Source organism: Pseudoalteromonas sp. meg-B1 (genome assembly GCF_003173795.1).
GTDB lineage: Bacteria > Pseudomonadota > Gammaproteobacteria > Enterobacterales > Alteromonadaceae > Pseudoalteromonas > Pseudoalteromonas undina.
This window is the reverse complement of record NZ_QGQU01000002.1, coordinates 324,380-336,204: the sequence shown is the minus strand read 5'-3', so window position 1 is coordinate 336,204 and position 11,825 is coordinate 324,380. Positions and strand designations below refer to the sequence as shown.

The window sequence follows — 11,825 nt, the reverse complement described above, 5'->3', positions numbered from 1 at the left end:
TCTGCGCCTACAAGTTAAAGCGCGACTACAAACTACTCAGCAACCACTTGTTTAAACCGTGCGAACGTTCGCATGCTTTCATCAGCAATCATTACCTCATAATCTGGGTTTTGAGCAATTAGCTCGTATTGCCCATTAGGTAATTTATTAACCTTACGCAGTAAATACTGTCCTTCCCCGCCTATATCATCTCGCTCTATCGCCACTATTTGGCCGCGTAGCGATCCGGCTTTATCGGACGTTATAAGCTCAAGTAACAGTAAATCACCATCAAGTATTGGGTGTTTACCGCCATTCATTGAGTTACCTGATGCGTGTGCTAAAAAGTGCACTTGCGGGTCTAGCTTGCCCGCGCCAAGTGGCGCGTCCATTAATTCCATATCGCTTTCATCCCCTGTTTTAAAATGCCCACAGGCTATTTTTATATTGGGGAAGTACGGCAGCTTTAATGCGTTATCAGTTGATTTTAAACTAACTTCGGGCTTAGCAACTTGATTTAACTCAGGTTGGGATGCGTTTGGAAACGTAAACAACTCAGCAGTTGGTTTTGCTTGTTCGAAACTGTTTTTGCCAAGCCATAATTTAGCACTGCTTGATTCGGCTACCTGATACGCCCAATTGCTTACTGCAAGCGATTTATCTGCATCGCAATAAAAGTAAGGTTGCAGTTTATTAGTGATTTCGGCTTTATGAATATCAAGGTTTTGTTCTAGCCAGCGGTCGCGGTGAGCAAAAGCTGCGAGGTGGTCTCGCTTATTGTTATTACAATCAGCATGCGCAGCAACAAAGTTATGTGCTAAGTCGTTTGGGTAGCGCCTAAAAGGAATAAAGTGATCGATCTCTGGCGTTTTTTTAGTTTCTTTTTCGTTTTTGAGATTCATTGGCTTTTGGCAGTAAAAGCAAAGCCCGTTTTGAATATCTATCAATAGTGGAGTTACCACTTTTAACGCAGTTCTGTTACTGCCAAACAAGAACTCTTGTAGCTGGCTTTGCGATCCTAATAGTGTTTGATTCGCTTTTATTGTTTGTACTTTTTCTATCCATTCAGTAACACTAAGATGCACAACCAAATCGTAAAAACGCCTAAAACACTGAGCTATACCAGCATTTAAAACAATTCGCTTGGGCTCTCTGCCTTTACCTAAAAGTATATGGGGATATAAAAAACATTCTTCTTTACCCGAAAGTAACTGTAAGCGCCAAAGAGGGCCATCGATAAATGTTCGCCTAAGAGAACTAATTACTTGGTTATATTGTTGGTAGTTTTTGAATGCGTTGTAACTTTTCACACCTGCATTTTGTAGTTTGTAAATTTCGGTGATGAACTTTGCCTGTCCTTGGCTATTTTGCTTTAACAGCATATCTTCAGTATTAGTAATAATATCGGTAGAGTGCGCAGCGTAAGGCATTGAGTGGTTCCAATAAAGTTGAATAAATTTATCGACTAACGTGTCGATTTTTATTTCCATAGGAGCACTCTGTTCTTCATTTTGCTGTTCTACGCAAATATCAGCAATAGCATGTAATAGTGCATATTTATAAGTTGCTGTGAATTCGCCCTCAACCAGCATGCGCTGAATATAGGCAATAAAGTCGAGTTGCTGCTGCATTGTACCAATCATAAAACGGGCACTGCTTTAATTAGCGCATTGAGCCACACTTCGCTTTCACGACCTGGGCGCTGATCAACACTCTGCCATTGTTTTAGTATTTTAAGCTCGGTGTGGTGGGTAATTAGCGCGGTTAGGCCATCTTCATTTAAATCGGTAAATTCACGGCCGTTATGCACGCGCTCTTGCCTGCCGTATTTAAACGACACATACAAAACACCGTTTGGTTTTAGGGCATTTTGCAGCTTTAAAAACACCTGCGGTAACTCTACTTTTGGCACATGCAATAAACTGGCGCAGCACCAAATGCCGTCGTACATATTTGTACAATTAAGCTGCTGAAAGGCTTTTACCTCTACAGTTTGTAGTAAGTAATTACTGGCTAACTTTGCAATATTTTCGCTTGCATCAAACGCGCTAACAGTAAAACCTTGCTGTTTAAAATACATAGCATCGCGGGCACTGCCACAGCCAGCATCTAAAATATGGCCATGTTTAGGGATAAGCGGTAAAAACTCAGCGTAAAGCGCCGACATATCAACATTAAGCGTTGAGTCGCTAAAAGTTTGTGCATGTTGATTGTAGTAATTGAGTGTTTTAGTAGGCACTAAATTCACCGCTCCTTGGTTTATTTATTAATCTGGCATTCATTTATAACTAATCTACAGTATCAACATTTAAAAATATAGAGCTACGGCAATATATACGCCCTAAGTAGTATGTTTTTATTACAAAAAAGCACTGTTTAACGGCTATAAACCAATGTTATTTACACTTTTACCTATTAACTCTACATCTTTGAAAGTATTAAAGTTATATAAACGCCTCGGCGCTATTTGAATGAGTAGCAATAATTAAACACTTACCTTAATCCACACTAAAAACATGGCTGTTATTTACCCTTCAGTGTAATAGTATGAACACGTATTGCACCGTTCATTTATTGGTCAGCGAGGTGTGCTATGTTTACTCATAAGATCGCTCTTCAGCGCTTACTAGTATAAAAAATGTATTGGCTAGTGTAGCTGTGTTTAAGTACCGAGGTGTTACTTACAATGAATGTTAGGTTTAAGTGGTTTTTAGCTGTACTTTTAGCGCTTTGTTTAGGCGTGCCTAGCAGTGGTTGGGCGTCGAGCGATATTAAAAAAATTGTACTGGCTACCGACACCATTGACGGGCTGGTAGAAAAAGACGGCTCTGGCCTTTACGTTGATATGCTGACTAAAATTTTTGCTGCGCAGTCGATTGAACTCAATATTATGATTGTGCCTCAGTCGCGTGCTTATTGGTGGACGGCTAACGGCAATGCCGATGCTATGTTAAGTGCAAGGCAAAATGAGGTGGAGGGGTTGTACTTTCCGGTTTGGCATTACGATATTACTTTTGTGTCGGCGATGTTTAAAAAAGGCCGATTTAAAAATTGGCAAGGTGAGTATTCGCTACAAAACCGCTCGGTAGGCACATTAAGGGGATCTAACTACAATAATTATTTGTATGTGCCGATTGATTTGCAACAGGTTACTCAGCGGATTGAGGGCGTTAAAATGCTCAAGCTTGATAGGCTTGATTTCTTTTTAGATAGCCGTAAAGCGCTGCAGCAAACCTTGATTGCTAATGCCGCTGAGTTATCAACAATAAACTTTGACCCACAGCAGTACCAAATTGAAAACATAGTTCCAATAAAGCAATATATTGCCTTTACCGATAACGCTAAAGGCCGCGAGCTAGCACAAATTTTTGATGCCGGCTTTGCTAAGTTACTTGCCAGTGGTGAGCTAGAAGCGCTTTTTATTGCTTACAACTACCTGCCTTTTCCCTTTCCACAAAATATAGACTAGAGTAGTAACTACATATTGCTGTGGTTGAGTTTTTTATGAGAGTTGTATTTGCTTTAGTTATAAGCTTAATTTTTGTTTTTCAATGCGTTGCACAAAGTAACCTGCCTCTCTCTAAAATAGAAAGCCAACCCAGTACACTGCTTCACGCAAACACCCAACTTAATGTACTTACGGTTGATTTAGGCACTATTATTAGCAAGCCACTAATACAAAGGGGATTAGAGTTTGAACAGCGAACCGGTATTAAAGTTAATGTAACCAAGGTGCCTTTTGGTCAGTTATATAACGAAATAAGTAAAGATTTAAGCTCACCAACCAGCCAGTACGATATTATTGCTTATGCATCGCAGTGGATGGTTGATTTTGCACAAAACAATTACCTAGAGCGCCTAGACACTTACGTAAGTGCCGACCCTTTAATTCAATGGAATGATGTATCGCGCTTTTTTAGAGATTTTAGCTCTAAATATAATAGTCAAATTTACTCTATCCCCCTCGATGGCGATATACACTTACTGTATTACCGCCTCGATGTACTTAAAAAGTATGGCCTTACCCCACCCAGAACCTGGGATGATTACCTTGCTATTGCTAAGCAATTGCATGGGGTTGATATGAATGGGGATGGCGAAGGTGATTTTGGCTCATGCATTTCTAAAAAAGCCAATGAACAGTCGTATTGGTCGCTGTTGTCTATTGCGGGTAGTTTTTTGCAAAGCAAAGGTACCTCGCAGGGGATATTTTTTAACACCAAAACCATGGCGCCGTTAGTGAATAACGCGGCATTTAAAAAAGCCTTACAAATTTATAAACAAACCACCGAATTTGGCTCTGCCGATGAACTTAACTTTGACACTAACGATGTAAGGTATGCGTTTATTAATGGGCGCTGCGCTTTAGCTATTGAATGGGGCGATATTGGCACCATGACCGTACTACCCGAATCTAAAGTAAAAAACAAAACGGGGGTAAGTATATTACCGGGGTCAACCGAGGTATTAAATCGTAAAACAAACCAGCTTGAACGATGTAACTCTACCCTTTGCCCATTTGCCATGGGCGATATTAACTATGCGCCTTATGCTGCATTTGGTGGTTGGGTAGGCTCAATAAACCGCGCCAGCACTACTGGCAAAAAAAAGCTCGCTTATGAGTACTTGTCGTATGTTACTCAGCCTTTGCAATCTAATGAAGATGTAACCATAGGGGCCACGGGCATGAACCCGTATCGTACCTCTCAATTGGTTAATCAGCAAAGCTGGCTTAAGCAAGGCATGAGTGAAAATACCCTTCGCTTTTATTTAGGCTCTATTTCTAAAACGGTAAATAATGCCAATATTATTCTGGATTTAAGAATTTTTGAAAACAACCGTTACTTTAGAGACATACTCGACACGGAAGTAGCTAAATACTTAAGGCATAACCAAACCGTAGACCAAACGGTTGAAAACATTGAAACCGGCTGGAATAAGTTAACCGATGAAATTGGCCGTGAAAAACAATTAAAGGCTTATCGAGCGTCGTTAGGCTTAGTTGCAACTCCTTAAGCCCCCCATTTGTTTTTACTGGGCTACCTGCACTGCGCGCTCTTTATTTATTACAAGCGGGATAAATCTGCCAGCTAGTGTATACTTAGTTGTAGTCATTCTTTAGAGTAATAAAATGCTAAGACTCGCTTTTGTTGTATTACTAATAATTGGTAGTTTTAAGGTATTTGCCTGTGCCAAAACACTTAAAGTGGGTACTAATGAACGCAACTGGCCGCCTTATGTGGTGGCAGTTAATAACAATTTAACAGGCGTTGAAATTGATGTGGTAAATACGATTTTTAACGGCTCACCTTTTTGTTTAAAGTTTATGTTGCTGCCTACTTCGGCTCGTGCTTTTGAAGAGTTAAAAGAAGGTCGTATTGATGTTGTTTTTGCAGCCAGCATAACCTCTGATAGACAAAGTTATGCCTATTTTAGCGATACTTATCGCGATGAAATAATGCGCCTTTATAAATATAGCGACTCTCCTGATATAAATAACCTAAGCGATATTTTTTATAGAGATTTAACTCTCGCTACTGGTCGCGGTAGTTATTATGGCGCTGCATTTGCGCAGTTTAAACAAAATCATCCTGCTCACGTTATTATGATGCCCACAGCCGATAAACGCTTTGCAATGCTTAGTAAAAACAGAGTGGATTACGCAATAGAAGACGAAGTAGCAGCACAATATTTTTTAAACCAACACCCAAGCATTGAGCTTGTTACTAGTATGGCGGCTATTAATAAGAGTTCTATTCATTTAATGTTGAGTAAAAAGTCTATTAACCAAGCCGAGTTACAAACTATAAATGAGTTAATTAAACAAAATAAAAGCAACATACACGCTATTTATCAGCTGTTATAGCTTTTAAGCTTTATTCTTTTACCTTTCATCTTTGGGCGTGGATCTGTATAATTCGCGGCCTATTATTTACTCTATCGCTTGTTTATTTATGCGGCACCTTGCTGCAGCTTAACCCTGCCATTAATTTTCTAGGATTACTTTTTTTGATCTCCACCGCAAATATTACGATGCAGTTTGGCGCAGAGCCGTTGTTTGAAAACATTTCAGCTAAATTTGGTAACGGTAACCGTTACGGTTTAATTGGCGCTAACGGCTGCGGCAAGTCGACATTTATGAAAATTTTAAGCGGTGCGCTTACGCCTAGTGCAGGTAATGTGTCTATTACGCCGGGGCTAAAATTAGGTAACCTTAGCCAAGATCAGTTTGCGTTTGAACAATACAGCGTAGTTGATGCGGTAATTATGGGCGACGTTGAGCTTTGGAAAGTAAAACAAGAGCGCGACCGTATTTATTCGTTGCCTGAAATGAGCGAAGAAGACGGCATGAAAGTGGCCGAGCTTGAAAGCGTTTTTGCTGAAATGGACGGTTACACCGCAGAAAGCCGCGCAGAAGAAATACTACTTGATGCGGGTATCGATAAAGATTTTCATTATGGTTTAATGGCAAACGTAGCCCCTGGTTGGAAATTGCGTGTGCTTTTAGCACAGGCGCTATTTGCTAACCCTGATATTTTGCTACTTGATGAGCCAACCAATAACTTGGATATTCATACTATTACGTGGCTTGCGAATGAGCTTAACCAACGTAAATGTACCATGATTATTATTTCCCATGACCGTCACTTTTTAAACTCGGTATGTACGCACATGGCCGATATTGATTACGGCGAGCTGCGTATTTACCCAGGTAACTACGAAAAGTACCTTGAAGCCTCAGGCTTGCAACGCGAACAGTTATTAGCTGAAAACGCGAAAAAAAGCGCTGAAATAGACGAGCTGCAAGACTTTGTTAACCGTTTTGGTGCTAATGCCTCTAAAGCAAAACAAGCCAGCTCGCGCGCTAAAAAAATGGATAAAATTAAGCTTGATGAAGTTAAAGCATCAAGCCGTATGAGCCCGTCACTGAGCTTTGACGAAGGCAAAAAAATGTATCGCCAAGCGCTTGAGCTAACCAAGCTTGGCCATGGGTTTGACGGTGAAACGTTATTTACCGGCGGCGACTTATTGCTAGAAGCGGGTGCAAAGCTTGCGGTAATTGGCGAAAACGGTGTGGGTAAAACCACCTTTTTACGTTGTTTAGTTAACGAGCTTGAAAGTTTACACGGTGAAGTTAAATGGTCAGAAAACGCGACCTTTGGTTACTGCCCACAAGACAGCAGCAAAGACTTTGATAACGACTTAACTTTATTTGATTGGATGTCGCAGTGGCGAACAGCTAAACACAACGATTTAATGGTTCGTGGCATGTTAGGGCGTTTATTATTTACCGCAGACGATTCAAATAAAAAAGCGCGTAACTGTTCAGGTGGTGAGAAAAACCGTTTGTTATTCGGTAAGTTAATGATGCAAGACGTTAACGTACTAATAATGGATGAACCAACAAACCACATGGATATGGAAGCCATTGAAGCGCTTAACAATGCCCTAAAAGACTTTAAAGGCACACTTATTTTTGTAAGCCATGACCGTGAGTTTGTATCGTCACTAGCAACGCGTATTGTTGATATTAAAGACAAGCAAGTGATTGACTTCCAAGGTACGTTTGACGAATACCTAGCAAGCTGCGAAGAAAATAAAGTAGCTTAAGAGCTAGGTTAAAGGTTAAAGGTTAAAGGTTAAAGGTTAAAGGTTAAAGAAATAGCCTAAACCATTTTAAAAGCGGTGCTTGTTTAAGCGCCGTTTTTTTGTGTCTGTATTTCGGGGTTCGGGGTTCGGGGTTCGGCAGAATTGTGCTTGGTAGTTTATTTATAAAAAAGCAAAGAAAGGCTGTGTTTTTTTGCTCATTTGCACTCATTATTTGCTCTTTGTGCAAATAACTTTTAAGTGATTTATTTACCACTGAAGGTTATGAGGCGCTGCATTTTACCCGCGACTCGCAGCTCGAAGTCCGTTGTCTTCTCATTTACTCTCATTCGCTTCTCTGTGTTCAAATAGCTTTTAGTGAATTATGCACAAAGAGGGCTATGAGGCGCTGCGCTGAAAGAGTAGGTTAAAGGATAAAGGTTTCAGATTTTAGCACTAGCTCGCGCCTCGCAGCCCGTTGCCCGCAGCTCGTAACTTTCAAATAATAAAAAAAGGAGCATTACTGCTCCTTTTTAAATATTACTCAGGTTTATTTAATATCAAACCTATCGGCGTTCATTACTTTTACCCATGCATTTATAAAGTCGTGTACAAAACGGGTTTTGTTATCGTCTTGAGCATAAAACTCTGCCAATGCACGTAAAATTGAGTTTGAACCAAACACTAAATCAACCCGCGTAGCCGTGTACTTGGTTTTACCGCTTGCGCGATCAACTATGTTGTACTCGCCTTTACTTGCAGGTTCCCAGCGGTTGTTCATGTCAGTTAAATTAACAAAGAAGTCGTTACTCAGTACGCCTACGTTGTCTGTAAATACGCCATGGTCACTATTGCCATAGTTAGTGCCCAGTACGCGCATACCAGCTAGTAACACGCTCATTTCTGGCGCGGTTAAGCCCATTAATTGGCTGCGCTCCAGTAATAGCTCCTCGGCGGATACAGCGTAGTCTTTTTTCAACCAATTTCTAAAACCGTCATGAATTGGTTCTAATGGCTCGAATGACTCTGCATCGGTCATGTCATCACTAGCATCGCCACGCCCTGGGGCAAACGGTACGGTTATATCAACTCCTGCCTTTTTAGCCGCTTGCTCAACCGCAGCGGTGCCGCCAAGTACAATTAAATCGGCCATACTAACAGGCTTAGTTAAACTCGCTTGCAGTTTTTCAAGGGCTGCAATCACATTAGCTAAACGCTCTGGTTCGTTACCTTGCCAGCTATTTTGCGGAGCTAGGCGAATACGGGCGCCATTTGCACCACCACGGTGATCGGAGCCTCTATAAGTACGTGCGCTATCCCATGCGGTATTAATTAAGTCGGTTTCACTTAATCCACAATTAAGTAGCTTCGCTTTTAAATCGGTTATTTCAGCGTCGCTTAGGGTGTAATCAACCGTTGGAATTGGATCTTGCCAAATTAAATCTTCGCTTGGTACATCGGCACCTAAATAGCGCGATTTTGGCCCTAAATCACGGTGGGTTAACTTAAACCATGCGCGAGCAAATACGTCAGTAAAGTACTCAAAATCATCATTAAAACGCTCAATAATTTTACGATATGCGGGGTCGAGCTTCATTGCCATGTCGGCATCGGTCATTATTGGGTTTAAACGAATTGATGAGTCTTCCACATCAACGGGTTTATCTTCTTCTTTAATATTAACCGGCTCCCACTGATGAGCACCGGCAGGGCTTTTTGTTAGCTCCCATTCGTAATTGAGCAACAATTTACAATAGCCGTTATCCCATTTAGTTGGGTAAGTTGTCCATGCGCCCTCAATACCTGAGGTCATGGTATCGCGGCCAATGCCACGCGTTTTATGGTTATTCCAACCTAGACCTTGCTCATGCACGTCGGCAGCTTCTGGCTCAGGGCCTAAGTTTTCTTCTTTACCATTACCGTGAGTTTTACCTACAGTGTGGCCACCAACGGTGAGTGCTGCGGTTTCTTCGTCGTTCATGGCCATGCGGGCAAAGGTTTCCCGAACTTGATCTGCGGTTTTAAGCGGATCGGGCTTGCCATTAACCCCTTCTGGGTTTACATAAATTAAGCCCATTTGTACTGCTGCTAATGGGTTTTCCATGGTATCGGGTTTATCAACCTGGGTATATCGCTCATCACTAGGCGCAAGCCATTCTTTTTCTGCGCCCCAGTAAACGTCTTTTTCTGGGTGCCAAATATCTTCACGGCCGCCAGCAAAGCCAAAGGTTTTAAGTCCCATTGATTCATACGCCATATTACCGGCTAAAATAATCAGATCAGCCCATGAAAGCTTATTGCCGTATTTCTTTTTAATTGGCCACAGCAAACGGCGAGCTTTGTCGAGGTTGGCATTATCGGGCCATGAGTTAAGTGGAGCAAAACGTTGATTACCCGTACCGCCACCGCCTCGGCCATCCGCTAAACGATACGAGCCCGCTGCATGCCACGCCATACGGATCATCAGGCCACCATAGTGCCCCCAATCGGCTGGCCACCACGGTTGGCTTTGAGTCATTAAATTTTTTAGGTCGGTTTTAAGTGCCTCTAAGTCGAGTGAATTAAAAGCGTCGGCGTAATTAAAGTCGCTATCGTAGGGGGTAGTTTTACTATCGTGCTGATGAAGGATGTCTAAATTTAGTGAATTTGGCCACCAATCTGTATTGGTGTTTTCAGTTGTGGTATTACTGCCATGCATAACTGGGCATTTACCCACTTTATGATTATCCATATTGAGCTCCTTTTTAAATATAAATAAAAACGCCCATGCTTACTGCTTTTGGCATTCACCAATTGGGAGCGCTGTTATTTTTTTGCCATTATATTAATGACGTGTACGGTCTCTGCTTATTCAATATACGTGTAGCGGCTTTGATACGCTAGAGCAAGACGATGCTTTAAAACGATTACAATCATTTATAAATATGATGGTGCTGCCAGTTGTGTGCTTAATATTAAAACTTTTTATAAAATAGATGATCGTTATTAAAAATAGCCACGTAATGTATGCTGAAGGGTTTGAAAGTGACTTAGGTTATCTTAAGTGCACAGTGGAATACCCCCCTTCGCCATGAAATTATAGTTATAAAAGGTGTATAAACTATTTATGCACCTTTATTTCTTCCCTATTTTAACTATTTGAATTTAGTTAAGTAAAAATTCAGGTAGGCACATATACACTAGGCCTTATCTCCTATTGTTCCCTGAGATGTTGATGTAGTTTTTTCCAGCCCACCTTGGGCTGGTTTTTTTTGCCTATAATTACTGCTACTCAAGTTAATGCCAGCTTCCCTATACTCACCCTAGTACCAATGATGTGCGCATGTTAGAGTTAACAAAGCGATTAATTAATTTTTTAACTAGGCATATCAATGCGTTTTTATTTTTTACTATTTATTGTTTTTATAGGTGCTTCATCTGTAGTGCAAGCTGCTGATAAAAACACCGCGACCTTGGATGAGCAACAGCAACGTGAATTAGCGCAGCTAAAAGAGCCAATGTATAAGCCATTACTTGAGCGTTATATTCTCGACGAATTAAAGTCGGTTCGCCAAGATCAACAAAAACTGCGTGAAGACGTAACCAAACAAGTTACGCATGCACAGTTAGACACCGCCGATCGGGCGCTTACCTACACCACAGATACCATTAATAATGTATTTTTTATTATTACTGCCACTGCTTCTATTTTAGTATTGGTGGGCTGGAATTCACTACGTGATGTAAAAAATAAAGTAGAAGATATAGTAAATACTCGAGTTAGTGTTATTACTGACGAGTACGAAGACCGCTTGAAAATTTTAGAAGAAAAACTGCGTGTACGTTCTGAAGAAATACTCAGTAACCAAGAACGTATATCGATCACCAACGAAGTTCATTCGTTATGGATGCGAGCCAACCTAGAAAGTGATATTGCCAATAAAATTGAAATATTCGATGAGATTTTAAAACGTAAACCAGAAGATGTAGAAGCCATTGCCTACAAAGCGGATGCATTATTAGAACTAAATGAAACTGAGCAAGCCATTGAGCTTTGCAATCAAGCCATTGATATAGATAGCGATTACGGTTACGCCTATTGGCAAAGAGCCTGTGCGTATGCTTTAACGCATGAGCATGCAGATGCCCTAGCTGATATAAAAATGTCTCTTGAATACTCGCCTAACTTACGAAACGAGCTACTTCACGAAAGTGCTTTTGCCAGCCTACATGATAACGATAGCTTTAATGCTATTGTTTCAAACGAAGCTTAGGGTCTG

Annotated in this window: 8 protein-coding genes; 5 read left to right on the top strand and 3 right to left on the bottom strand. The window is 41.0% G+C overall.

Annotated features, from left to right (window positions below):
• Positions 1-32: 32 nt before the first annotated feature.
• Entirely contained in the window at positions 33-1,622 is a 1,590-nt protein-coding gene (locus DK924_RS10025) for a S24 family peptidase (protein ID WP_109875051.1), read from the bottom strand.
• Positions 1,619-2,218, bottom strand: coding sequence for a bifunctional 2-polyprenyl-6-hydroxyphenol methylase/3-demethylubiquinol 3-O-methyltransferase UbiG (locus DK924_RS10020; protein WP_109875262.1), 600 nt, complete (start codon positions 2,216-2,218; stop codon positions 1,619-1,621). Before DK924_RS10020 ends, DK924_RS10025 begins: the two co-directional genes overlap by 4 nt.
• A 447-nt stretch (positions 2,219-2,665) precedes the next feature.
• Between DK924_RS10020 and DK924_RS10015 the strand changes: the two genes are divergently transcribed.
• The 4 genes from DK924_RS10015 (at position 2,666) to DK924_RS10000 (ending at position 7,590) form a co-directional block, all read left to right on the top strand.
• Positions 2,666-3,448, top strand: a complete 783-nt coding sequence (locus DK924_RS10015; RefSeq protein ID WP_109875050.1) for an ABC transporter substrate-binding protein — start codon at positions 2,666-2,668, stop codon at positions 3,446-3,448.
• A gap of 35 nt (positions 3,449-3,483) precedes the next feature.
• A complete protein-coding gene (locus DK924_RS10010; protein ID WP_109875049.1) occupies positions 3,484-4,995 on the top strand; it encodes an ABC transporter substrate-binding protein in 1,512 nt (503 codons plus the stop codon).
• A gap of 115 nt (positions 4,996-5,110) precedes the next feature.
• Positions 5,111-5,845 (top strand): ABC transporter substrate-binding protein, encoded by a 735-nt coding sequence (locus tag DK924_RS10005; protein WP_109875048.1) that lies wholly within the window; start codon positions 5,111-5,113, stop codon positions 5,843-5,845.
• Between the two features lie 143 nt (positions 5,846-5,988).
• The gene (locus tag DK924_RS10000; protein ID WP_109875261.1) at positions 5,989-7,590 is read left to right on the top strand and encodes an ABC-F family ATPase; all 1,602 of its coding nucleotides are present in this window, start codon (positions 5,989-5,991) and stop codon (positions 7,588-7,590) included.
• Positions 7,591-8,116: 526 nt separating this feature from the next.
• Here DK924_RS10000 and katG read toward each other — a convergent pair.
• Entirely contained in the window at positions 8,117-10,297 is a 2,181-nt protein-coding gene (gene katG, locus DK924_RS09995; RefSeq protein ID WP_109875047.1) for a catalase/peroxidase HPI, read from the bottom strand.
• Between the two features lie 640 nt (positions 10,298-10,937).
• On the opposite strand from katG, the gene DK924_RS09990 reads away from it, so the two are divergent.
• Positions 10,938-11,819 carry a tetratricopeptide repeat protein gene (locus DK924_RS09990; protein ID WP_010388681.1) on the top strand — a complete coding sequence of 294 codons (882 nt, stop codon included), beginning with the start codon at positions 10,938-10,940 and terminating at the stop codon, positions 11,817-11,819.
• Positions 11,820-11,825: the final 6 nt, after the last annotated feature.